Here is a 24808-nt window from a genome sequence, read left to right as displayed (position 1 = left end):
TTCATGAGTGAAGCAATATGCCTGACGCCCGAGGAGTTTGAGGCCGCATTACGGGCGAAGGGTCAGTACTATCATATTCATCACCCTTATCACATCGCGATGCATAACGGTGAAGCCACGCGGGAGCAGATCCAGGGCTGGGTCGCGAACCGCTTTTACTACCAGACCAGCATTCCGCTGAAAGACGCGGCGATCATGGCCAACTGCCCGCATCCGGATGTGCGCCGCCAGTGGGTGCAACGCATTCTCGATCACGATGGCGAAGGGGAAAGCGAAGGCGGCATCGAAGCCTGGCTGCGTCTTGGCGAAGCGGTGGGGTTAACCCGCGAAAGCCTGCTCTCAGAAGAGCGGGTGCTGCCGGGCGTGCGTTTTGCGGTGGATGCTTACGTTAACTTTGCCCGCCGCGCCTGCTGGCAAGAGGCGGCTTGCAGTTCGCTGACCGAACTCTTCGCGCCGCAGATCCACCAGTCGCGCCTCGACAGCTGGCCGCAGCACTACACGTGGATTGAACCGCAGGGGTATGACTACTTCCGTAGCCGTCTCGGCCAGGCGCGACGCGATGTCGAGCACGGTTTATCGCTGGCGCTGGAGTGGTGCGACACCGCTGAGAAGCAGCAGCGGATGCTCGACATCCTGCAATTTAAACTCGACATCCTCTGGAGCATGCTTGATGCGATGACCATGGCTTACAGCCTTCATCGCGCACCCTATCACACCGTCACCGCAGACGCGGTGTGGCACACAAGGAGACTGGTGTAATGCACATTCAGGCACATCACATTCCCGCCTTTCGCCGTGGCTACCGTTTACAGTGGGAAGCCGCGCAGGATTGCCATGTGATCCTCTACCCGGAAGGGATGGCGAAGCTGAACGATAGCGCCACGGCGATCCTCTCAGAAGTGGATGGAATTAAAAGCGTGGGCGAGATTATCGCCACGCTGGAGGCGCGTTTTCCCGAGGCCGAAGAGCTTGCTGCCGACGTGCTCGATTTCCTGGCGCAGGCCTATGCACAGAAGTGGGTGATTTGCCGTGAGTGAGGCCGCCAAAAGCGTCAATCCGCCGCTCTGGCTGCTGGCGGAGCTGACCTATCGCTGCCCGCTACAGTGCCCCTACTGCTCCAACCCGCTCGATTTCTCGACCCAGGAGCAGGAGTTAACCACGGCACAGTGGATTGAGGTGTTTCGCCAGGCGCGGGCGATGGGCAGCGTACAGCTTGGCTTTTCCGGCGGTGAACCGCTGCTGCGCAAAGATTTGCCGGAGCTGATTGCCGCCGCGCGCGGGATGGGGTTCTACACCAATCTGATCACCTCCGGCATTGGCCTGAGCGAGAAGAAGCTGCACACTTTTGCCGATGCCGGGCTGGATCATATCCAGATCAGCTTCCAGGCGAGCGATCCTGAACTGAATGCCGCGCTGGCGGGCAATGAGAAAGCCTTTCATCAGAAGCTGGCGATGGCGAAAGCGGTCAAAGCGCTCGGCTACCCGATGGTGCTGAACTTCGTCTTGCACCGGCACAATATCGACCAGATTGACCGGATTATCGCGCTGGCGTTACAGCTGGAAGCCGATGACGTTGAGCTGGCGACCTGTCAGTTTTACGGCTGGGCACAGCTTAACCGTGAAGGGCTGCTGCCGAGCCGCGAGCAGATTACCCGCGCCGAAGCGGTGGTCAGCGACTACCGGGCGAAGATGGCGGAAAGCGGCAACCTGACCAACTTACTGTTTGTCACCCCGGACTACTATGAAGAGCGCCCGAAGGGCTGCATGGGCGGCTGGGGAGCGATCTTCTTAAGCGTGACCCCGGAAGGCACCGCGCTGCCGTGCCACAGCGCGCGCCAGCTGCCGGTGAAATTCCCCTCGGTGCTGGAGCACTCGCTGGAGCACATCTGGTATGACTCCTTCGGCTTTAACCGCTATCGCGGCAACGACTGGATGCCGGAGCCATGCCGCTCCTGCCCGGAGAAGGAGCAGGACTTTGGCGGCTGCCGCTGCCAGGCCTATATGCTGACCGGCGACGCGGCGAATGCCGACCCGGTATGCAGCAAATCGCCGCATCACGGCACCATTCTCGCGGCACGCGAAGAGGCCAACCATAGCCGCATCGGCGTGCATGAACTGCGTTTTCGCAACCGCGTTAACTCGCAACTGATCGTCAAAGGCTAACCATGCAGACCCGACAGCTCCACCTCGACAATGGTTTGCACGTCACACTGGTGCATCAACCCGACGCGCGCCAGGCGGCAGCGCTGTGGTGCGTCGACGCCGGCAGCCTGCAAGAGCCGCAGGCCTGGCCGGGGCTGGCGCATCTGCTGGAGCATATGCTGTTTCGCGGCAGCCTCGGTTTTCCGCAGGCGCAGCGCCTAATCAGCTGGGTACCGTCGCAGGGCGGGCGGCTTAATGCCTCAACCCGCCTGGCGCAGACAGCCTACTTTTTTGAAGTGCCTGCCGATCTGCTGGAGCCGGGGCTGTTACGTCTCACCGATATGCTGGTGACGCCGCAGCTTAATGAGAGCGAGATCCTCGCAGAAGCTTCGGTGATCGACGCAGAGTATCGCCTGTTGCAGCACGATGCTGAAAAACGCCGTGAAGCCGCTCTGCTAAAAATGCTGGATGGCGATGGTCAACTGGCGCGTTTTCGCATCGGCAATCACGCAAGTTTTGGCGACGAAGCCGCCCCGCTTCAGCAGGCCTTGCAGGCTTTTCATCAGCAGCACTACCACGCCGGGAATCTGCGCCTCTTTTTACAGGGGCCGCAGACGCTGGAGAATCTTGAAGCGCTGGCGCGCTGTAGCGCCGCGCCGCCCCCCTCCGCCAGAGAGTCCGATGCGGTAATGCCGCTTATCCTCGAACGGGGAGATTGCGCGCTGCATCAGCCGCGCGAAACCATGCTGGTGCTGAGCTTTACCCCTCCCGCCGCCGTCAGCGGCGCGCTGCGTCTGCTGGAAACCCTGCTGCTGGACGAAACCGCGGGCGGGCTGATGGAGACCTGGCGCCAGCGCAACCTGGTAACGGCCATCAACCTGCAGGCCGATTGTCTGAATAGCGAAACCCTCTGGCTGCGGCTCACCTTTACGCTGCGCGATGAGAGCGTCAGCGCCGCGCAGGTTGAGTTCCTCTTCTTCCGCTGGCTTGATGCCGTCAGCGCCCTGAGCGAGGCGCAGTGTCAGGCGCTCTGCCGCTTTACGCAGCACGCTTTTATGCAGCTCGCGCCGCTTGAAGCGCTGCGCGCGCGCGCCATTGGCCTGCTGCCGCCCGATCCCGACGGCTGGCCTGCCTTGCTGGCAGCCCTTACTCCGGCGCACGTCAGCCGGTTATGGGCCTCGCCTGAGGTGAGCGGAGAAACCGTTGAGAGCCAGGGCTTTACCCTGACGCTGGCTCCTTTCGTCCCGCAAGCGGCAACTGATGAGCCGGTCTCTTTTACCCCCTTCCCGACACCTGCGCCGCTGCATGCGCCTGCGCTCCCTTCAGCCACTGCGCCGCTGGCGTGGCAACCGGCAGAGGGCGACGCTTCACTGCGGCTGCGACCACAGCCCGCCACGGCATTTAGCGATGAAACCGGCTGTTGGCTGGCCTCGCGCCTGCGCCCACTCAGTGCATGGGCGGCTCGCCAGGGTGGGGTGTTGACCGTGCAGCGTGAACAGGGGATCTGGCAGCTTCACCTCTGCGGAGAGGCGCTGCTGATGCAGTCCCTGCTGGCGGAAATTAACCAGATTTTACACCGCGAGGATGCTAACGCCGGGGAGCAGGCGCGCCTTGCGCTGGCGCAGGAGACCGCCCGCGAGATGCAGGGCAGCGCCGTGCGCCGCTTGCTGGCGCAGCTGCCGCGCGAGCTGATAACTTCTGTCGCACAGCCAACTCAACAGGTCTGGCAAGCCCATCTGACGGGCGGCGACGAGGCGCTGCATCAGGCGCTCTCCCACCTGTTAAGCGCCTTTCTCTTTCCTGTTGAGACCGAAACCGATGCGCCGCCGCTTATCGCGACCGGGAAACACTTCATGCTGGATACGCATGAGGAGGACAACGCGCTGCTGCTGTTCCTGCCGGTTGAAGAGGATATTGAAGAGCTGCAGGCGCTTATCCAGCGCTATCAGCCGCTCTTCTTCCACCAGATGCGTGTCGAGCGCAGCCTCGGGTATGTGGCTCAGTGCCAGTGGTACTACTGCGCGGATCGACAGGGTGTGCTGGTGGTGATGCAGTCGCCGACTCACTCACCGGACTCGCTACGCGAAGAGGCGCAAGGGTTCTTTGTGCAGCAGGCCAGCGCAGCACCCGGCCCGCAAGCCGAGTGGCTCGCGCAGCAGATGCCGAATGCCTGGCGCGGCACGAGCGGGAAAGCAGCGACCGTTTAATGAAACGCGTCAAAACTCGCTGTCGTTAACGGCGATAGGTTTCGCATGGCCTGCGTCAATCGCGAAGGCAACGTTAAAGCGACGCGTATTAAACGCCGTGGTCTGCGCTTTGGCTTTCGAGGAGAGCACAAACGTCGCAAGGAATTGCCCGCTGTCAGGGAATTTATAGAGGCTGGGTGGAATACACATTTCGCCCTCTTTTACCGCTAACCGCGGCGCTTGTTGATACCAACGCTCTTTATAAGGGGTGGTGCGCGGCGCGATTGAAATAAAGGCGGGCTGATAATCTTCAGCGTCTTTAATGGTGAAACAGACCTGAGCGTTTTTTACCATCACCGGGGCGGTTTCTGCGGGCTTATAGCGCTGATCGACACGGTCGCCCATCGGGCAGCCGCTAAGTAGAGGCATAAGAGCAACCAGGCTGCATTTGAGATAATTTTTCATTTTGTTATCCAGATGCGAAGAACTTACCGCAATTAGGGGCGATGAATAGCGGTATTCGGATGCAACGCTTCCAGCGCCGCGAGCACCTGCGGGTGTGCCTGAAATACAGTGAACCACACTGACCAGTGTCCCTGCGTCGCTCCCGTCAGCACATCATCAATAGACATGGTTTTGTTTTCGTAATGGGCAAGAAATATCTCTGCAACATTAAAGGCCGCCCGGCGGGCAAGGTTTAAATGATTTTGTGGTTGCGCGGAATCATCCAGGCACACGAGGTTGATGGTATTCACTACATATTTATGTATATCTTCATCAAGACCTGAAGCGGGCTGTACGCGACCATCAGGCCAGTATTTCAGTAACTTGTAGGTGTTATGCGTGTCAGGCCAGACATAATTCAACCGGCTGTTATTATTGCTTCTTTTGAAATCACGGTTACAGCGCGGGCAACCCAGCAGCATATTGCTCCACGTGGTTGCCAGCGCAGGGTTAAGTGATTTTGGCGCCACATGCTCCACATCGAATTTATCCAGCCGTTCACAATATGAGCAGTAAGTGCCGAAAGCCTCAATCAATGGCTGCAAATAAGCTTGATAATGTGTCACCGCCGGGCCGGTATATGCCGGGCGTTTAACAGGCCTCATTATTTCGCCTCCTTCACTCTTTTTCTGCGTTCAGCCCGTAATAAAGCCACATAGACCGGGTTATCCCCAAAATAGGTCTCCAGCCGATCTAATTCCTCTGATAACGCTGCGACTTGAGGATCGCCCTCAGACTTACCGCTATTTAATAGGGCGTAATAACGTCTCGCTGCCTCAACTTGCCTGTTAAACAGTGCGCTACGCTGCACATTGTCCATGCCCATCCACTCCTGCGCGATATCTTCAACGCTCATCTCTTTGCCGAGGTCGGGAGTGTGGTTCACGTTGAACTGGTCGAGGTCGATCAACTCGCCCTCTTTGACGGATTGCAGAATAAACGGCGAGTGCGTGGAGACAATGAACTGAAGGTTGGGGAAAACATCCACCAGCCGCGGCATAAACTCACGCTGCCATTCAGGATGAAGGTGCAGATCAACCTCATCAATCAGGATGATCCCTTCACAGGCCAGCGGGTCTGATGAAAATGGATTTGCCTCTGCCAGCCTGCCGGCAATATCCATCACCATCGCAAGGGTGGTGCGGTATCCATCACTAAGCTGTTCGATCTTTAATTGATGTATTTCCGATTTTTTTATCTTGCCGCTTTCAGGTAATGGCGTGAGTTTAATTTGGCTATCGGCATCGGAATCATGCGCAACATACTGCTTTTCCCAGTCAACCATGATCCCCGCAGGTTCAACAGAACGGATATTACTGAACTGCGGCATTAGACGTTTGATCGCAAGCCTTATTGCTGACAATTCCGGCAGTTCGATATCAAAGGAGCGCTGCTCTCTTTGCAGACGGCTTTCTCTCTCTTCGAGGCCGTAAAAATATTGCACAAAACGGCGGAAGTTGGTTCTGCTTTCAAGCGCGCCATCGAGCGCTTCGAACCGGGTAAATGTGCTTTTAAAGTCACGCTTGCGCATGGGAACATCAAAAACACCACGTCCGGTGCCGTAATAGATGAAAACCGGCAACGTATAGTGTTCGCCCTCATTGTGCGCATTGATAAACGTATCAACATGTTCGTTGAGGGCTTTTAAACCGACGGCGGGCGGAATGGCATTGAGCGTTTTTTTGGATTTATCGCGCTTTTCTGTTCTGTCCCACACCACGCCAGAGAAACTTTCGCATTTAATACGCATGTAAGCAGGCTGCTTACCATCAGGCTTGATGCGAAAATCTGTTTTCTTGAAACTGAGGCCACTCACCCCAGGCAAACGCGTCAGAAAAGGACCTAACCCTAGTGCAATTGCGTCTAATAACGTTGATTTCCCTGCCCCGTTACGCGCGATAAGAATCGTCAAACGAGGATGAAATTTAACTTCCATATTTTCAAAACAGCGGAAGTTGTTAAGGGTAATTTTAGCTATCTTCACAATCGTGAACTCCGGCTCTCAGGGCGATGCGGTATAGTTGGGGAAAATTCACCCGAAAGCAATGATAACGCTCCTTGTGAATTTAGATCCTCTCCCGCTCGCACTCTTTTACTTATAGATCAGCGTGTTTCTGATTGTAGAAACCTTAAAACGCCCGCTATATCCGCACCGTTTTTAATTCGTCGATCAGCCACTGCACGGCGGGTTGGTAGTCATAGAGGCGGTGCGAGAGCAGCAGTAAATCGTACGACGGCGCGCCTTCCGGCAGCGTCATGATGCGCAGCGGCAACATCTTTGCCAGCTCCTGGGCGATACGAAACGGGACGCACATTAAATACCCCGATGCCACGGCCACACGGCCGCCGACGGCGTAGCTTTGCACTACCGTTGCCAGCGGGCGGTAGAGGTGCTGCGATAAGAGCCAGTTGTCGATATGGTCTGCGCCGGAGCTGACGGCAGGCAGGTGAATTTGCGCCTCGCTGACCAGATGGCGCATCGTCAGCTGTTCCGGCAGATCGCTGCGCTCAAGCGAGGCGATGGCGACAAAGTGATCGGAGATAAGCTGGTGCTTATTAAAATAGTGCGGAATGTGCTGCACATTTTCGACGCCGATAAATGCATCCAGCTGCCCGTTCTCCACACGTTCGACCTTGATCGTCTCCGAAAGGATATCCACCGAGAGCCGCACATTCGGCGCGATAGTTTTAAAGCGCGCGGTGAGCACCGGCATAAACATAAATTCGAAGTAGTCGACCGCACCGATATAGAAGGTGTGCGCATCACGCGCCGGATCGAAGTGGCTTGGCCCGCGCGTGGCGGTATCGAGCTTGCTCAGCGCGCTCTCAATCACCGGGATCATCCGCGCCGCATAGGGCGTCGGCTCCATGCCGCTATGGGTGCGAATAAACATCTCATCCTTAAGCTGTTCACGCAGGCGGTTGAGCGCGTGGCTAAAGGCCGACTGGGATAAATTCGCCTTCTGCGCCGCGCGGGTGACGTTTCTCTCTTTCGCCAGAATCGGGATAAGGCGCAGCAAATTCAGATCGACCACAATTATGCATCCTGTTCATGTTTTCATGATAACAATACATTTTATTCATAACGCAGATCGTTGCTATAGTTTGCGCCACAATAAGTGCTGAAATTTTGCACTAACCGAACCGAGACCTACGGGAGATGTTTATGAGAAATGTAACTGTCGCCGCCACCCAAATGGCCTGCACCTGGGATCTGGAGAAAAACGTACAGAACGCCGAGCGTCTGGTACGTGAAGCTCACCGCCAGGGCGCGCAGGTGATCCTGATTCAGGAGCTGTTCGCCGCGCCTTACTTCTGCATCGATCAGAGCCCGGAGCACTATGCGCTGGCGCAGGAAGTGGACAACAGCCCGCTTATCAAACATTTCTCTGCCCTGGCAAAAGAGCTGGAAGTGGTGCTGCCGCTGAGCCTGTTCGAGAAGAGCAACAATGCCTACTACAACTCGCTGGTAATGATTGATGCCGACGGCAGCGTGCTCGACACCTACCGTAAAACGCACATCCCGAACGGCCCGGCGTACCAGGAAAAACAGTTCTTCATCCCGGGTGATACCGGCTTCAAAGTGTGGAACACCCGCTATGCGAAAATCGGCGTCGGCATCTGCTGGGATCAGTGGTTCCCGGAAACCGCTCGCTGCCTGGCTCTGCAGGGCGCGGAACTGATTTTCTACCCGACCGCTATCGGTTCAGAACCGGCTTACCCGGATATCGACAGCCAGCCGCACTGGACCCGCGTCCAGCAGGGCCACGCTGCCGCGAACGTTGTGCCGGTGATCGCCTCTAACCGTATCGGTACCGAAGCCAGCAAATATATTGAAGGCCTGGAAATGACCTTCTACGGCTCCTCTTTCATTGCCGATCAGACCGGTGCGCTGGTTGAGCAGGCAAACAAAACCAGCGAAGCCGTGCTGGTTCACACATTCGATCTCGATGCTATTGCCGCACAGCGCGCCTCCTGGGGCCTGTTCCGCGACCGTCGTCCGAACATGTACACCGCGCTGGCAACCTCCGATGGCAGCGTAAGGAGCAAGTAATGTCACAGCTGACCATGCCGGTAAAAGACGGATTTAGCATGCCCGCCGAGTGGGCGCCACATCAGGCCGTGTGGATGATTTGGCCCTACCGCACGGATAACTGGCGTGCCGACGCCGCGCCCGCGCAGCAGGCTTTCTCTGCGGTGGCAAAAGCGATCTCCCGTACCACGCCGGTCATTATGGGCGTGCCGGCAGCGGAAATGGCGAAAGCGCAGGCAGCGATGCCCGCCGACGTCACGCTGGTGGAGATGGAGAGCGACGATGCCTGGATGCGCGATACCGGCCCGACGGTCGTGACCAATGCTGCGGGCGAAAAACGCGGTATTAGCTGGACATTTAACGCATGGGGCGGCCTTAACGGCGGTCTCTACGCCAGCTGGGATCGCGATCAGTTAGTGGCAGAACAGGTAGCAAACTACCACCAGATGCCGTGCTACCACACGGACCTGGTGCTGGAAGGCGGCTCGATTCACGTTGATGGCGAAGGGACCCTGCTGACCACCGCGGAGTGTCTGCTTAACGCCAACCGCAACCCAAACCTGAGCAAAGCGCAGATCGAACAGCAGTTGCGTGACTACCTTGGCGTAGCGCAGATCATCTGGCTGCCGGACGGCGTGTTTAACGATGAGACCGACGGTCATATCGATAACATGTGTTGCTTTGTGCGCCCGGGCGAAGTTGCCCTGCACTGGACCGATGATGAAAACGATCCGCAGTACGCCCGCTCCATGGCAGCGCTTGAAGTGCTGCAAAGCGTGGAAGATGCGCAGGGTCGTCGCCTGAAAGTGTGGAAAGTGCCCTCTCCGCAGCCGCTTTACGCCAGCGCGGAAGAGACGTGCGACGTCGAGAAAGGCACGGCGATTGAGCGTCACGAAGGCAACCGCCTGGCGGGTTCCTACGTCAACTATCTGGTCAGCAACCAGCAGATCATTTTCCCGCTGCTGGACCCGGCGACCGATGGCGCGGCGCAGGCACTGTTTACTGAGATGTTTCCGGATTTCATTATCACCGGCGTGCCGGCTCGCGAGATCCTGCTTGGCGGCGGTAACATCCACTGCATCACGCAGCAAATCCCCCGCTAATCCCCTTCCCGGCGGCCTCTGTCGCCGGGAGTTTTCACTCTTTCTCTCGCGCCGTATGGCGGGTATGCCGACATTGCTCTAACGTAATAAGAGCGTATTCTGATTTCTTTCCCCAGCGATAAAATGAACGACCCTGTTCTGCGGTGGTCAACTGCGTAATACCGGGTTTATTCATAAATCGTTGCAAAACGAATGCTCCGAAATTTACCGCTACTTAAAGCACAGGAATAAGTGACTTATTCGTGCTTTATCAGCCAGTTGTGGATTTTTAGCTGCTGTAAGGCCGATTTTAAAACGTGATCATCCGCACACTTTGATCACCAGAGATCGAAGCGAATGTCTAAGCTTTATAGATAGCCGGGCAACACCCGTAGTTTTTTACGACGACATCCGGAGGCCAACGTCACTATGTTCAACCAGAAACTACAAAGCGCAGAATTAATGGAATGGGTATTCGAAGACGAAACCTACGACACCGATCCGTGCGAGTTAAAACTGGATGAAATGATCGAGGCGGAACCGGAACCGGAGATGATTGAGGGGATGCCCGCATCTGATGCGCTCACGCCTGCCGATCGTTATCTGGAACTGTTTGAGCACGTGCAGTCCTCCCGCATCTTCGCCGACAGCAAGACTTTCCCTGACTGTGCGCCGAAGATGGATCCGCTCGATATCCTGATTCGCTATCGCAAAATTAAACGTAAACCGGAATTCAACTTACGCCAGTTCGTGAAGGCGCACTTCTGGATGCCGGAAAACTACGCCAAAGAGTATGTCTCCAACCCGGAGAACTCGCTGAAAGAGCATATCGACCAGCTGTGGCCGATCCTCACCCGTGAGCCGCGAGACCATATTCCGTGGTCTTCACTGCTGGCGCTGCCGCAATCCTACATTGTGCCAGGCGGGCGTTTCCGTGAGACCTACTACTGGGACTCCTACTTCACCATGCTGGGGCTGGCAGAGAGCGGGCGCGACGACCTGCTGCGCTGTATGGCCGATAACTTCGCGTGGATGATTGAGCGTTACGGACATATCCCTAACGGCAACCGCACCTACTACTTAAGCCGTTCCCAGCCGCCGGTGTTTGCGCTGATGGTCGAACTGTTTGAGGAGGATGGTGTGCGCGGCGCGCGGCGCTACCTTGACCATCTGCTGATGGAGTATGACTTCTGGATGGATGGCGCGGAGTCGCTGGTGCTGAACCAGGCTTACCGCCACGTGGTGCGTATGCCGGACGGCTCGCTGCTTAACCGTTACTGGGATGACCGCGATACGCCGCGTGATGAATCGTGGATTGAAGACGTCGAAACTGCGCGTCACTCCGGCCGTCCGCCGAACGAGGTGTATCGCGATCTGCGCGCTGGCGCGGCCTCCGGCTGGGACTACTCCTCCCGCTGGCTGCGCGATGCGCACCGCCTGGCGAGCATCCGCACCACGCAGTTCATCCCGATCGATCTGAACGCCTTTATGTTCAAGCTCGAGAGCGCCATTGCCAACATCTCCGGGCTGAAAGGCGACCGCGAGCGTGAAGCGCTGTTCCGCCAGAAAGCGAGCGACCGCCGTGCGGCCATCAACCGCTATCTGTGGGATGACGAAAGCGGCTGCTTCCGCGACTACGACTGGCGTCGTGAAGAGATGGCGCTCTTCTCGGCTGCGAGCATTGTGCCGCTCTATGTCGGCATGGCAACGCACGAGCAGGCTGAACGGCTGGCGGAGGCGGTTACCAACCGTCTGTTGACGCCGGGCGGCATTCTGACAACGGAGTATGAAACCGCCGAGCAGTGGGATAAACCCAACGGCTGGGCACCGTTGCAGTGGATGGCGATTCAGGGCTTTAAGCTCTACGGCAACGATGAGCTGGGCGACCAGATTGCCCGCAGCTGGCTGAAGACGGTAAATGTTTTCTATCAGCAGCACCATAAGCTGATTGAGAAGTACCACATCGCCAGCAGCACGCCGCGCGAAGGTGGCGGCGGTGAGTATCCGTTGCAGGATGGTTTCGGCTGGACCAACGGCGTAGTACGCCGGTTGATTGGTCTTTACGGCGAGCCAAAAGTGGACGAGCCGGAAGAAAAACCGCAAGAGTGATACGCTGCACACTCCGTAGGCCGGATAAGCGCCAGCGCCATCCGGCAAACCATGCCTGATGGCGGCTCACGCCTTATCAGGCCTACAAAACCGCTCTCTGCTAACCTGTAGGCCGGATAAGCGCCAGCGCCATCGGCAAACCCTGCCTGATGGCGGCCTACGGGGTTACACAAACCTTCCAGCCTTTACTCAATCAATGGCGTTATAAATGGCGGTGTGTGTCTCTGCCCATTTACGGTTCTCATCGCTCGGACTGGCGTCATAACGCAACTGCGCCTGCTCCATCTCATAACGCTGGCGATCGACCACCGGTTTGGTGGTGCAAAACGCCTGCAGGTAATTTTTGGTGATGGAGGTGAGCGGCTTATTATTCGCCACCATCTCATGAGTCAGGGTGGTAATAAAACGTCGGCACGGGCGCTTCTCATCCATCTGCAAGCGGTAGCGCAGCAGCAGATCGAGGACATCGTTATAGTCCGAAATCACCGCATGTTCGGTCCAGGAGAGTTTCCAGTTCATGCCGGTACGCAGGAAGAGCGACACCACGCGGGTATCGTTGCGGTCGATAGCCGAGCGGAAGTTGTTCTCATCCCGCGGTAGCCCCATTGAGCTGAGCTCCTCTTTCGCCGACGGTTTCTGACGCTCCTCAGCAATGGGCACCGTAATATTAGTCTGACGCGCCACCGGCGCGGAGACGCCGCCCATAAAGAGCCAGAAAGCGCCAATCGCAATCACCAAAGCCACGACGCCCACTGCGCCCCACAGCACGCCAGAAACCATCTGTTCGCGCTCTTCGCGGCTGCGCACCTGGCGGGTCGCCGGTTTATCAATACTGTCGCGAATCGGCTGTGTATCGCCGCCCGCAGCGCGATCCTTTTTGCGCGCCTGCTCCCAGTAGGCATCCAGCTCACCTGCCGCCTCTTTCAGTAACGCCGCGGGGTTAATTTTGCCGCGTCCCTCATCAAAGGCACGCTGTACTGGCCCGGCGATCTGCGGATAGTAGCCCTCGAGCATCGCTAACTGGTTAGAACTCAGCGCATTGCCGGCGATGACGCTGGCGCGGATTTCGCGCACATCATCTAACAGGGTTTGCAGGGTTTTACGCGGTTCGACAAACAGGCTCAGACCGGACGCATCGTTAAACAGGCTGGCGTAGCGCTGACCGTACTCTTTTTTATCCACTAGCAGCAGCGCCAGCTCGCTAAAAAGCATGCCGCTTAACACATCATTGCGGTCGCCGAGGCGCAGCCAGCGGCGCACGCGATCGGCACCAAACTGGGTTTTCAGGTGATTGCGCAGACGCTCCGCATCGGGCCACGCCTGCATCACCAGCCCTTTCATCATCATCTCCATCGCGCGCAGGTGTTGCAGCCCGCTCTGTTGCGAAAGCGGATCGTTCGGGCCGAGCGCGGTGCTGTAGGTCAGCAGCTTCTGTTTTTTACGCAGGTTCTCCAGCGCGGCGATAAAGCGCAGCGCGGCAATAAGCTGGTTTTCCGTGACGCTCTGGCCGTTTTCATAGCGCGGCACCAGTTGTTGCAGGTGACGAAGCTGCAACGTGAATTGCGTTAACTCCGCATCGTTAAGTTTGAGTCTTTTCGCCACCGCCCCCCAGCCACCCAAACTGAGGCGCGCAACATCAAGCTGTTCCAGAAACCAGCGCGGATCTTTTCCTTCATCAAAATGCACATTGAGCAGCAGCAAAATTTCGACAGAAGCCTGGCGAATAATAGCGATGCATTTTTCAAACTGTTCACCTGTATTAACAGGGGCAGGAGTTGTCATTATTTTCCCTTAAGTACAACTTAAGACATATTGCGCTGAACCGGTCAGCGGGTAATTTTTTCTTTAATTATTAGTCGCTAAAAGATAGCTCAGCGGCGGCTGATTATCAGTGATACCTGTTTCAGAATAATAAAAACAGCCCCAAATATTCACGATATTTATTTTTTACCCGCGGCCGCTTTTTTTATAAGACCAGGAAAACAGATAAATCGCCTGTACAGTTGCCCGCTCTCTGCCAGGCTTAAAGTCGTGTACTGGTAACAATCAGGAGAAGTTATGAAAAAAATCGTGCTTTCCGCCTGCTTAGCAGCTCTCTTTTCGATGTCAGCATTTGCAGATGAGGCACCCGGCCTGAAAGCGGATAAAGCCCCGCCGCCGCCACATAAAATGGATGACGGTTACCGGGGCATTGAAGATGCGCGCAGCATGACCGTTAAACAGGCGAAGAGCCTGCATGACGGTGCTTCAGTTTCGATGCGCGGCAATCTGTTGAAGAAAGAGGGGAACGATCTCTATCAGTTCCGCGATAAAACGGACCATATCCAGGTGCAAATCCCGATGGCGGTGTTTGAAGGTAAATCCTTCTCTCCGGATGATTTAGTAGGGATCAGCGGCTCGCTGGATAAAAAACAGAAGCCCGCGCGCGTTAAAGTCACGCACTTCCAGGTGGAGTAAGTGGCCGCCCGGTAGCCTTTACGCTGCCGGGCGTTATGCGCATTACAGGAACATCCCGCCTGAAACTTCCACCCGCTGCGCCGTCATCCACGCCAGCTTATCGCTGAGCAGGGCAGCAATCGCATCGCCAATGTCATCCGGCTGCCCCACCCGCCCGAGCGCCGTCTGCGAGGCAATATAGTGATGAACCTGCTCGTTGTCCCGCACCACGCCGCCGCTAAAATCGGTCGCAATCGCCCCCGGCGCGATGATATTTACCGCAATACCGCGCTCGCCCAGCTCTTTTGCCTGGTAGCGGGTCAGCACCTCCATTGCCCCTTTCACCGCCGCATAGCTGGCGCGTCCCGGCTGGCAAAAGCGCGTTAGCCCGGTAGAGACATTCAGAATGCGCCCGCCGTTTTTGATCAGCGGTAGCAGTTTCTGCGTCAGGAAAAAGGGGCCTTTAAAGTGGATGTTGACCATCTCGTCAAACTGCGCTTCACGCGTCTCGGCAAAAGCGGCCTGAATGCCGGTTCCGGCATTGTTCACTAAATAGTCAATGTTATCGCGCTGCCATACAGTTTGCAGCCGCTCCTGCACCTGAGAGACAAAATCATCAAATTGGCTGATATCGCCGACATTCAACGCTAATGCTGTCGCCTTACCGCCTTTTAGCTCAATCTCTTCCACAACTTTTTGCGCTTCAGCCTGGTTGGTGTTGTAAGTCAGGATGATGCCAATTCCGTTTGCCGCCAGCTTCAATACCGCGTTTTTACCCAGCCCGCGGCTGCCACCCGTTACGATTGCGATAGGTTGTGTCATATATAGCTCCTCTTTGTTGATAACCTGCACAACAAAAAGCTTATTGGCTGCACGGAAAACAATAAAGGTGCTAAATTACGCTTTACTGTTTCATAAATAACAACAATAGTGCACAGTGATGGATAAAATTTACGCAATGCAGCTTTTTGTCCGCGTCGCGGAGCTTTCAAGCTTCTCTAACGCGGCGGAGTCGATGGGGTTACCGAAAGGAAGCGTGTCGCGCCAGATTCAGGCGCTGGAAACGGAGCTTGGCACGCAGTTGTTGCACCGCACCACGCGCCGCGTGCAGCTGACGCAGGATGGCATGGTCTATTACGAGCGGGCGAAAGATCTGTTGGCGAATATTGAGGAGCTGGACGGGATGTTCCTGCACGATCCCTCAAGTATCAGCGGGCGTTTGCGGGTGGATATGCCGGTCGCGGTGGCGAAAAATTTAGTGATTCCGCGGCTGCCCGATTTTTTGCAGCACTATCCCGGCATTGAGCTGGAGCTAAGCAGCAGCGATCGGCTGGTGGATGTGATCCGCGAAGGATTTGATTGCGTGGTGCGCGTCGGCACGCTGAAGGATTCCGGCCTGATAGCCCGCCAGCTTGGCAGGCTATCGATGATCAACTGCGCCAGCCCCGATTACCTGGCGCGTTTTGGCTACCCGGAGTCGCTGGAGGATCTCGCCTCCCACGCGCTGGTGCATTACGCCGTCAACCTCGGTGCGCGCCCGCAGGGCTTTGAAGTGTGGCTGGATAAGCAGACGCGCTGGGTGAAAACCGGCGGTATTCTCACCGTTAACAGCACCGAAACCTATCACGCCGCCTGCGTGGCGGGGCTGGGCATTATTCAGGTGCCGCGCGTCGGCGTGCGCGAGGCGTTACGTAACGGAAAGCTGGTGGAGATCTTGCCGCAATATCGCGCCGAACCGATGCCGGTTTCGCTGATCTACCCGCACCGGCGCAACCTTTCGCGACGCGTACATCTGTTTATGGAGTGGCTCTCAACCGTGCTGAAGGATTATGTCGACCAGTAGCGACTATAATTCTGCATACCACACATTCAGGAGAAGGAAATAAAACCTGATGAAAACGGAAGATGTCGAAAAACGTCCCACGCAAGACCTTGAGTATGAGCCTGTCAGGAAGATGGCAGAAACCCCGGAAAAGCCGGAAAAAGAGACCTCTGATAAAGATGGCGGTGCGATTGCCGCCGTGACCGATACGGCAAAGAAGATCCAGCGTAAACCGTTGGTGGCGCACCTTATTCGCGCCGCAGAGCGCTTTAACGACCGGATGGGCAACCAGTTTGGTGCAGCGATCACCTACTTCTCCTTTCTGTCGATGATCCCCATCATGATGGTCTCGTTTGCTACCGCCGGGTTTATCCTCGCCTCGCATCCGACGCTGTTGCAGGACATCTTTAATAAGATCCTGCAAAGCGTCAGCGACCCGACCATGGCCTCGACGCTGAAAAATACGCTCAATATCGCCGTGGAGCAGCGCACGACCGTCGGGATTGTCGGCTTTGCTATCGCGCTCTACTCCGGCGTGAACTGGATGGGCAACCTGCGGGAAGCGATTCGCGCCCAGTCGCGCGATGTCTGGGAGCGTAACGCGCAGGATGAAGAGAAGATTTGGGTAAAGTACTTCCGCGACTTTATCTCGCTGATTGGCCTGCTGGTGGCGCTGGTCATCACCCTCTCCATCACCTCGGTGGCCGGGGCAGCGCAGGAGCTGATCATCACTACGCTGCACCTTGATTACATCGACTGGCTGAAGCCGGCGTGGGGGCTGATTGGCCTGATGATTTCGGTGCTCGCCAACTACCTGCTCTTCTTCTGGATCTTCTGGCGACTGCCGCGCCATCGTCCGCGTAAGCGCGCGCTGATCCGCGGTACGTTTATCGCCGCCATTGGCTTTGAAGTAATCAAGATCGTTATGACCTGGACCCTGCCGTCGCTGGTGAAATCCCCCTCCGGCGCGGCATTTGGCTCAGTGCTGGGTCTGATGGCCTTCTTCTACTTCTTCGCCCGCCTGACGCTTTTCTGCGCGGCGTGGATTGCCACCGCGCAGTATAAAGATGACCCATTAATGCCGGAAGGTCGCCGTCGTCGCACCGCTAAATAAGCTATCGGGCTGATAGATAGAATGAAAATATCAGCCCGATCCATAATTCCAGCATGAAAATCCAGTCCGTAACTTTTATTTAACCGAAAACCAGTTTTATCCACTAACTTCTAAAATGTGTGAAGCATTTCATAGATGTGAAATCACAGGTCTGAAAATTATTCGCTTTTTGCCGCTTTTTTGCCCGCCCGCCGGATTTGTTACAGATTGAAATAACGCTTTTGCTGTGGCTAATATGCTCGTTCGTTCGCCTAAAAATAAGAAAACATTATGCAAGCTACAGCTACAACCTTTGACAACGAGCAGGAAAATCCCCCGGTAAACTCGCGCAAAAAAGTCGTCGTCGCCTCGCTGATTGGCACCGCCATTGAGTTCTTCGATTTCTATATTTACGCCACCGCCGCGGTTATCGTTTTCCCGCATATCTTCTTTCCCCAGGGCGACACCACCGCAGCCACGCTGCAATCACTGGCAACTTTCGCCATCGCCTTTATCGCCCGTCCTATCGGCTCCGCCGTTTTCGGCCACTTCGGCGATCGCGTCGGGCGCAAAGTCACCCTCGTCGCTTCGCTGCTGACCATGGGTATTTCTACTGTCGCCATCGGCCTGCTGCCGGGTTATGAAACCATTGGCGTGCTGGCACCGCTGCTGCTGGCGCTGGCCCGTTTTGGTCAGGGCTTAGGTCTGGGCGGCGAGTGGGGCGGCGCAGCGCTGCTGGCGACCGAGAACGCGCCGCCGCGTAAACGCGCGCTGTATGGCTCCTTCCCACAGCTGGGCGCGCCTATCGGCTTCTTCTTTGCCAACGGCACTTTCCTGCTGCTCTCGTGGCTGCTGACCGATGAGCAGTTTATGCAGTGGGGCTGGCGCGTGCCGTTTATCTTCTCCGCCGTGCTGGTGCTGATTGGTCTCTATGTTCGCGTCTCGCTGCATGAAACCCCGGTCTTCGCCAAAGTGGCCGCCGCCAAGAAGCAGGTGAAGATCCCGCTTGGCACGCTGCTGACAAAACATGTGCGCGTGACGGTGCTGGGCACCTTTATCATGCTGGCGACCTATACGCTGTTCTATATCATGACCGTTTATTCGATGACCTTCAGCACCTCGCCGCAGGGCTTAGGCATGCCGCGCAATGAAGTGTTGTGGATGCTGATGATGGCGGTAATTGGTTTTGGCGTGATGGTGCCGATTGCCGGTCTGCTGGCGGATGCGTATGGGCGTCGTAAGAGCATGATTGTCATCACTACGCTTATCATTCTCTTCGCGCTGTTCGTCTTCCCGCCGCTGCTGGGTTCCGGTAGCCCGGCGCTGGTGATGACTTATCTGCTGATTGGCCTGAGCCTGATGGGTTTGACCTTTGGTCCGATGGGCGCGCTACTGCCGGAGCTGTTCCCGACGGAAGTGCGCTATACCGGTGCCTCGTTCTCCTATAACGTCTCGTCGATTCTGGGTGCTTCGGTAGCGCCTTATATCGCCACCTGGTTGCAGGCGAACTACGGCCTGATGTATGTCGGCTTCTACCTGGCGGCAATGGCAGGGTTAACCCTTATCGCCCTGCTGCTGACCCACGAAACCAGGCATCAATCCCTCTGATGATTCCCCTCTCTGTCGCCAGAGAGGGGTTTTCCCTTTAGCGTTTCATCTGTGACAAAATCGCCTGGCACTGGTTCTCTTCGCCTTCCGACGGGGAGATAAGCGCCAGCAGCGCGGCGGCTGGCGTCACCAGCGTTGCCAGCGCCGCCGCTACTGCGCCACGGGCAATCAGCGGGCCCGGTTTCACACCGGCCTGCGGGTTTTTAAAGCTGCCGCGCACATAGAGCGGTGAACGCAGCGTCACGATGCGCACCCCTTTGCTCTCCGGGTTGATGGTCAGGTCGAGCTGTTCCGAAGCCATGCTGGCGGTGCCGGTAATGTTAATCAGCGCGTTTTCCGTATCGAAGGCGAAGATCTGCGGTCGGGCAACGCCGTTAACCAGATCGAGGTTAGCCGCCGCGCAGTTGACGCGCACTTCATCATCGCCAAACAGCTGGCCGACCACATAGTTGCCGACGTTGAGGCCGACAATCTCCATCAGGTTGCGGCTTATCAGCCCGTCGTTCATCAGCAGTTTCAGGTTACCGTTGCTGGTGCCGAGCAGGGCCGCTACCGAGTTGCCGACGCCGCGGAATTCCGCATCGCCATTCATCTCACCGAGGGTTTTCTGCATCAGTTCAACATCGGGCATCAGCTGTTTTAGCTTCAGTTTACGCGCCTGAATGGTAGCGCTGCCGTGCATCGGTTTTTTATCTCCTTCGAGATGAATGTTCGAGGAGATAATGCCGCCCGCGAGGCCAAACTTCAGCGGTTGCAGGCGCAGGTCGGCGTTTTTCAGCAGGATATGGGTAGTAAGATCGCTAATCGGCAGCGAGGAGCCGTGCTCAATGCGGCGGCCTTTAAAGCGCACGTCGGCATCCATCACGTTCCACTTATCCGTTTCAAAACGGTCGTAAGGCAGCACTTTGTCGGCAGGTTGCACCGGTTTCTCGCCCTTTTTCTGCTCCGATTTTTTCGACTGCTCGGCCCCTTTACCAGAATCGACGCCAATCAGCGGCCCGAGATCCGCCAGACGCAACTGGCGCGACTCGACATCGCCCTCCAGTTTCGGACGCGGTTTGCCATTGGTATAGGTCAGCGTGCCGTGAATATCACTCTCGCCGATATGGCCGTTGAAGTTGCGATAGTCGTAGACCGCGCCCTTCTTATCGTTGAGTTTCGCCACCAGACGACCATCCGTCTCAAACGGCGGCGTATCGGGCAGCAGCACGCCGGTCAGTTCATAGAGATCGCCCAGCGAATCACCGCCAAACTTCAGCTTCAGATCGACGCCGCCCATATTCATCGGATCTTTCACCGTGCCGACAAACGCCACGCGGGTGTTACCGGAGCGGAAATCCGCCTGCACCGGGAACGGCGTCGTTTCGCTGCGCAGCGACAGCATGCCGCCAATTTTACCCTCGCCGCTCAGCGGCTGGTCGTTGTAGCGCCCTTTCGCCTTCAGGCCAAAGACATAATCGCCCGCTTTGTTATTGTCATCCTTTTTACCGGTCACTTCGCTGAACGGCAGCGGTTTGCCCAGCGGATCGACCTGAATGGTCATATCGGCGCGGCTCACTGCGTCATCAATGACGATTCGCCCTTTATCAAACAGGATGTTATCGAGACGGAATGACCAGGAGGAGGGTTTGGCGTTGGCGTTCTCATCCGCCGCGAGAGTAAAGGTCCAGTTGTTGAGCTTTTCCGAGCGGCGAATCAGCCGCGCATCGGGCTGTTGCAGCTTGATCCACGGCAGGTAAACGGTTTTGGTAAACAGCGCTAACGGCGAAATTGTCGCGTCTACGCGTGGCAGATGCACCATGGTGATCTCATCGATCCCCGGCGGGTTGCCGAGAATAATATCTTCGGCGTGAATATGCGGCCACGGGATCCAACTGCGCCAGCCCGCTTCCTCTTTTTGCCGCGCCCAGTTAACGCCGAGATCCCCGCGGATCGCAAAGGGGCGATTCAGCTCAGTGGAGACTTTTTCATTGATGGTGGGTTTAAGCCGGTTCCAGTCAAATGTCGCAATGATGACGATGGCCACCACAATCACCAACAGCAGCGTCGACACCACCGCAGTCAGTATTTTGCTCGTTCTTGTCATTGTTATGCCTTTTCCTTTAAAGCCTTACCTCTCATAAAGATAGTAGACCTGGCGGAAAGGGCAGCGGTTAAAGATCGAGTATTACGTTCTCAAGATTGGCCAGCGGAACCGGACGCGAGAGGAAATAGCCCTGCGCGGCAAAGGCGGGTGAGTTTTGCACATCGCGCCACTCCTCCAGCGTTTCGACGCCTTCGACAATCACGCCCTGGCAGTAGTGGTTCATCAGTTGCAGCAGCAGGGTGAAAAGATTCTGCCCTTCCGGCGTTTTGCGCAGCATCATAAAGAGCTCGCGCGCGACTTTGATGTAGTCATAACGCACTTCGCTCAGCGCGGAGAAGTTGGCCATGCCGGTACCAAAATCATCCAGCCACAGCGGGCCAATTTCACAGATGGAAGCAAACGACGAGTCCTGCGGTAAGCGGATATGCTCCACCAGTTCGAAGCGGATCCACGGCAGCGAATCGACCAGCGCCATGATGTCACCATACTGCCGCATCGCCAGCAGCGTTGGGCCATCGACATTTACCGACGCCAGCACGCCGTGCTGCGCAAAGAAATCTCGCTGTTTCGCCAGTAGCGCAAGCTGTTCATGCACTACATCAATACGCTGGCGCACCGGCACTTCTGAGAAGTAGCGATCGGGCGCGATACGTTTTTCCGGCTGCGAGGGGTGGGTTACAACGGTCAGTACTTCAATCGCCATCAGACGACCATCGGTTTTATAGATGGGCTGGTAAGTATACGCGCGCTCGCACTGCAGCCAGTAGCGGTGCTCGTGCAAGCTTTCGACATTCATGTGGGGAATGTCTGGCGGCGTGTTGACCTGCTGTAACGTCATTTCTGCTGTCCTGTCGATGGGGATGACCTGGAAGAACTCGTCAAAAGGTTATCGGCGGGTGCGCTGAGAACTTTACCTCGGGTTGCCCGGCAAAAGGGAAAAAGCGTAGCGTGCTAATTGCAGGTAATACGTCTTAGCTCAAAAAAATAGTGGAACGTTGTTTTAATATAGTTGACCACAAAACAGCCCCATCGCACACTAGCGATAATTTATCTGATTCAGGTTACGACTATGTCCAGGAAAATTGCCGTCATCGGCGAATGCATGATTGAGCTGTCACAAAAAGGCGCAGAAGTTAACCGTGGCTTTGGTGGCGACACGCTGAACACCTCTGTTTATATCGCCCGTCAGGTCAATCCGTCGGCGCTGGCGGTGCACTACGTTACCGCGCTCGGTACCGACAACTTCAGCCAGCAGATGCTCGACGCCTGGCAGCAGGAAGCGGTTGATACCAGCCTGACGCAGCGTATGGAGAACCGTCTGCCGGGTCTCTACTACATCGAAACCGACAGCAGCGGCGAGCGCACCTTCTACTACTGGCGTAACGAAGCGGCGGCGAAATTCTGGCTGGAGAGCGAGCAGTCGGCGGAAATTTGCGAAAAACTGGCGACCTTCGACTACCTCTACCTGAGCGGCATTAGCCTGGCGATTTTAAGCCCCGGCAGCCGGGCGAAGCTCCTGTCACTGCTGAAAGAGTGCCGCGCCAACGGCGGCAAAGTGATTTTCGATAACAACTACCGCCCGCGCCTGTGGGCGAGCAAAGAGGAGACCCGCGAGGTCTATCAGCAGATGCTCGCCTGCACCGATATCGCCTTCCTGACGCTGGATGATGAAGATCTGCTCTGGGGCGAGCAGCCGGTGGAAACGGTAATTGAGCGCACCCAGCAAGCGGGCGTCAGCGAAGTGGTAATCAAGCGCGGCGCGGACTCCTGCCTGGTAGCAATTGCCGACGAAGCGGTGATTGAGATCCCGGCGGTGAAGCTGCCGAAAGAGAAAGTGATCGATACCACGGCAGCGGGCGACTCTTTCAGCGCCGGTTACCTTGCCGTGCGCCTGACCGGCGGCGACGCTTCTGAAGCGGCGAAACGCGGACATCTTACCGCCAGCACCGTTATCCAGTATCGCGGCGCGATTATCCCGCGCGAGGCAATGCCGGAGTAATAGTAAAAAGCCCTCGCTAAACAACGAGGGCTTTTTTTTACTTACTGCTGCGGCGGGATATCCGACACATCCGGGCGCACATCCTCGCTGGCGGCGGCAGGTGTGGTGGTCTGCGGTTTCATCACCTCGTCCCACGTTGCCTGCAGATCCTGCATGTTATGCTCCGGCTCGCCTTTCGGCTGCATCAATACCAGCGTCATCTCCTGCGACAGCTGCTGATGCAGATCCTGGTTCAGCATCTGCGGCGTCAGGTTGTCGAGAAAACGCTGGCGCAGTTTCTGGTACTGCTCCGGCGCGATATCCACCACCTGGTTTTGCAGGGAGCGCATCCGCTGGCTGATAAGAATATCGGTATCGGCGCGCGCATAAGTGGCAAACAGCTTTTGCAGTTCGAGGGACTTCTGCGCAATCAGCGCCTTCAGCTCCTCTTCCGGCAACCCTTTTTCCCGCACTTTCGCCAGTTCACGCGCAATCACGCCGGTATTGGCGTTCAGCTTGTCGTTTGGCGAATCGACGTTAATAGCGCACTGCGCACGCTGGAACAGCACGCGGCAGTCGAAGCCGAGGCTCAGATCTTTGGCATTGTTCTTGTTGAGGCTCTGCTGAACGTGCCAGAAGAGCGCTTCACGGGCTAAATCTGCGCGCCAATAGCGCTCCAGCTCCGCCGATTCGCGGATCGGCTGCCAGGCCGACTCCCACATGATCGACAGGCGATCCTGGGTCACCGCCTCGCTCACCAGGCTCACCGGCTGATGCGGCAGTGGCGAAAGCGTCGCGACCGGGGTCGGCGTCTGGCGTTTGCCTTTCAGCTCGCCAAAGGTTTTGGTGATCTGCTCGGCGACTGCGCGGCTGTCGACGTTGCCGACCACAATCAGCGTCATCGCATCCGGCGTGTACCATTTTTCGTAGAAATCTTTTAGCTGCGCGGCATCAACCGGCGCTTTCACTTCGGCCGCCGGATCGTGGCTCAATAGCGGCGACCCTTTCAGGCGGTAGCGCCACCAGCTCTCTTTGGTGTCGGCAGGCCAGGTCGCGACCATATCATTGCTGCTCAGCGCGTAGTTTACCGTCTCTGGGGTAACGGTGAGTTTCCCGGCGGCATCGGCCAGGTAGACCATCGCCTCTTTCAGCAGATCGCTGCGGTTATTCGGCAGGCTGAGGTTATAGAGCGTGTATTCGTAGGAGACCAGCGCCGGCGGCAGCGGGCGTTTCGGGTCAATACCCTGTTGCCAGAGAGATCGCACCTGCGCCGGTTCGAGGCGGCCGCTATGGGTTAAGGCAACGCGGGGAATAACGTGACTGAAACCGCTCTGCTGCGCATTTTCGGTGAGCGAGCCGGTATCAATCGAGAGTCGGATTTCAATACGATCGCTGGGGCGCTGCGGAGTGGAGAGAACCTGCCACTGGAAACCATTCGCCAGCTTGCCTTGTTGCCATGCCGGATCGGGCTGGAGCGCCTCTGCCTGCACATAACCGGCCGCTGCCAACATCAGCAACCCGCCTGTTAACAATCGAATTTTTGTGCCCTGCATGAGAACCCCTAATCAACATTCCTGGTTAAAAAGTATGCCGCCCATAGGTCAATGGACAGACATAAAACACTCCGCTTTTAGACCGCAGGAAACGCAAAACGTCACAGCGCGAAGTGAAGAATCCCGAAAATTCAGCGTGAATTGTGACGGAAGCAAGAGGGTAATTATGCTTAGCT

At 56.7% G+C, this 24808-nt stretch carries 21 protein-coding genes; 12 read left to right on the top strand and 9 right to left on the bottom strand.

The annotated features are described in order from the left end of the window. Positions 1-3: 3 nt before the first annotated feature. Genes pqqC through pqqF form a run of 4 tightly spaced genes read left to right on the top strand, consistent with a single transcriptional unit; the run spans position 4 to position 4349 of the window. Positions 4-759, top strand: a complete 756-nt coding sequence (pqqC, locus tag EH164_RS01085) for a pyrroloquinoline-quinone synthase PqqC (protein WP_124967065.1) — start codon at positions 4-6, stop codon at positions 757-759. Next, positions 759-1037 (top strand): pyrroloquinoline quinone biosynthesis peptide chaperone PqqD, encoded by a 279-nt coding sequence (pqqD, locus tag EH164_RS01080; RefSeq protein WP_124967064.1) that lies wholly within the window; start codon positions 759-761, stop codon positions 1035-1037. The genes pqqC and pqqD overlap by 1 nt, the downstream gene beginning before the upstream one ends. Beyond that, positions 1030-2163, top strand: coding sequence for a pyrroloquinoline quinone biosynthesis protein PqqE (gene pqqE / locus EH164_RS01075; RefSeq protein ID WP_124967063.1), 1134 nt, complete (start codon positions 1030-1032; stop codon positions 2161-2163). The genes pqqD and pqqE overlap by 8 nt, the downstream gene beginning before the upstream one ends. A gap of 2 nt (positions 2164-2165) precedes the next feature. Next, the gene (gene pqqF / locus EH164_RS01070; protein ID WP_124967062.1) at positions 2166-4349 is read left to right on the top strand and encodes a pyrroloquinoline quinone biosynthesis protein PqqF; all 2184 of its coding nucleotides are present in this window, start codon (positions 2166-2168) and stop codon (positions 4347-4349) included. A 9-nt stretch (positions 4350-4358) separates the two neighbouring features. Here the strand turns inward: pqqF and EH164_RS01065 are convergent, their stop codons facing one another. From EH164_RS01065 to EH164_RS01050, 4 genes are all read right to left on the bottom strand, one after another. Further along, entirely contained in the window at positions 4359-4757 is a 399-nt protein-coding gene (locus tag EH164_RS01065; protein WP_124967061.1) for a putative T6SS immunity periplasmic lipoprotein, read from the bottom strand. A 68-nt stretch (positions 4758-4825) separates the two neighbouring features. Further along, positions 4826-5437 (bottom strand): HNH endonuclease, encoded by a 612-nt coding sequence (locus EH164_RS01060; protein ID WP_124967060.1) that lies wholly within the window; start codon positions 5435-5437, stop codon positions 4826-4828. Next, entirely contained in the window at positions 5437-6816 is a 1380-nt protein-coding gene (locus EH164_RS01055; RefSeq protein WP_124967059.1) for an AAA family ATPase, read from the bottom strand. The genes EH164_RS01060 and EH164_RS01055 overlap by 1 nt, the downstream gene beginning before the upstream one ends. A gap of 157 nt (positions 6817-6973) precedes the next feature. Continuing rightward, complete coding sequence (locus EH164_RS01050; RefSeq protein WP_124967058.1) at positions 6974-7867, bottom strand: LysR family transcriptional regulator; 894 nt, start codon at positions 7865-7867, stop codon at positions 6974-6976. A gap of 131 nt (positions 7868-7998) precedes the next feature. Between EH164_RS01050 and aguB the strand changes: the two genes are divergently transcribed. The 3 genes from aguB (at position 7999) to EH164_RS01035 (ending at position 12056) form a co-directional block, all read left to right on the top strand. After that, positions 7999-8886 carry an N-carbamoylputrescine amidase gene (gene aguB / locus EH164_RS01045; RefSeq protein WP_023481996.1) on the top strand — a complete coding sequence of 296 codons (888 nt, stop codon included), beginning with the start codon at positions 7999-8001 and terminating at the stop codon, positions 8884-8886. After that, a complete protein-coding gene (gene aguA, locus EH164_RS01040) occupies positions 8886-9968 on the top strand; it encodes an agmatine deiminase (protein ID WP_124967057.1) in 1083 nt (360 codons plus the stop codon). Before aguB ends, aguA begins: the two co-directional genes overlap by 1 nt. Positions 9969-10376: 408 nt before the next feature. Further along, positions 10377-12056 (top strand): alpha,alpha-trehalase, encoded by a 1680-nt coding sequence (locus EH164_RS01035; protein WP_023482028.1) that lies wholly within the window; start codon positions 10377-10379, stop codon positions 12054-12056. Between the two features lie 189 nt (positions 12057-12245). On the opposite strand, the gene EH164_RS01030 is transcribed toward EH164_RS01035, so the two are convergent. Next, positions 12246-13838 carry an STY4199 family HEPN domain-containing protein gene (locus tag EH164_RS01030; protein ID WP_124967056.1) on the bottom strand — a complete coding sequence of 531 codons (1593 nt, stop codon included), beginning with the start codon at positions 13836-13838 and terminating at the stop codon, positions 12246-12248. A 276-nt stretch (positions 13839-14114) separates the two neighbouring features. Between EH164_RS01030 and EH164_RS01025 the strand changes: the two genes are divergently transcribed. Continuing rightward, positions 14115-14513 (top strand): YdeI family stress tolerance OB fold protein, encoded by a 399-nt coding sequence (locus tag EH164_RS01025; RefSeq protein ID WP_124967055.1) that lies wholly within the window; start codon positions 14115-14117, stop codon positions 14511-14513. 42 nt (positions 14514-14555) lie between these two features. On the opposite strand, the gene EH164_RS01020 is transcribed toward EH164_RS01025, so the two are convergent. Further along, positions 14556-15314, bottom strand: coding sequence for an SDR family NAD(P)-dependent oxidoreductase (locus EH164_RS01020; protein WP_124967054.1), 759 nt, complete (start codon positions 15312-15314; stop codon positions 14556-14558). Positions 15315-15432: 118 nt separating this feature from the next. Between EH164_RS01020 and EH164_RS01015 the strand changes: the two genes are divergently transcribed. From EH164_RS01015 to EH164_RS01005, 3 genes are all read left to right on the top strand, one after another. Next, on the top strand, positions 15433-16335 hold the full coding sequence (locus EH164_RS01015; RefSeq protein WP_124967053.1) for a LysR family transcriptional regulator: 903 nt from the start codon (positions 15433-15435) through the stop codon (positions 16333-16335). A 49-nt stretch (positions 16336-16384) separates the two neighbouring features. Beyond that, on the top strand, positions 16385-17428 hold the full coding sequence (gene yhjD / locus EH164_RS01010) for an inner membrane protein YhjD (RefSeq protein ID WP_124967052.1): 1044 nt from the start codon (positions 16385-16387) through the stop codon (positions 17426-17428). 270 nt (positions 17429-17698) lie between these two features. Next, entirely contained in the window at positions 17699-19015 is a 1317-nt protein-coding gene (locus tag EH164_RS01005) for an MFS transporter (RefSeq protein ID WP_124967051.1), read from the top strand. A gap of 37 nt (positions 19016-19052) precedes the next feature. Here the strand turns inward: EH164_RS01005 and EH164_RS01000 are convergent, their stop codons facing one another. Together EH164_RS01000 and pdeH are read right to left on the bottom strand one after the other, a co-directional pair. After that, complete coding sequence (locus tag EH164_RS01000; protein WP_124967050.1) at positions 19053-21101, bottom strand: AsmA family protein; 2049 nt, start codon at positions 21099-21101, stop codon at positions 19053-19055. Between the two features lie 67 nt (positions 21102-21168). Further along, complete coding sequence (pdeH, locus tag EH164_RS00995; protein WP_370277300.1) at positions 21169-21897, bottom strand: cyclic-guanylate-specific phosphodiesterase; 729 nt, start codon at positions 21895-21897, stop codon at positions 21169-21171. A gap of 273 nt (positions 21898-22170) precedes the next feature. On the opposite strand from pdeH, the gene EH164_RS00990 reads away from it, so the two are divergent. Continuing rightward, entirely contained in the window at positions 22171-23100 is a 930-nt protein-coding gene (locus tag EH164_RS00990) for a sugar kinase (RefSeq protein ID WP_124967049.1), read from the top strand. Positions 23101-23141: 41 nt separating this feature from the next. Here EH164_RS00990 and EH164_RS00985 read toward each other — a convergent pair whose 3' ends face one another. Beyond that, complete coding sequence (locus tag EH164_RS00985; protein WP_124967048.1) at positions 23142-24632, bottom strand: pitrilysin family protein; 1491 nt, start codon at positions 24630-24632, stop codon at positions 23142-23144. Between the last annotated feature and the right edge of the window lie 176 nt (positions 24633-24808).

It is taken from the genome of Kosakonia sp. CCTCC M2018092 (genome assembly GCF_003864115.1).
Taxonomy (GTDB): domain Bacteria; phylum Pseudomonadota; class Gammaproteobacteria; order Enterobacterales; family Enterobacteriaceae; genus Kosakonia; species Kosakonia cowanii.
The sequence above is the reverse complement of the archived record's forward strand: the minus strand, read 5'-3'. Positions and strand labels throughout refer to the sequence as shown.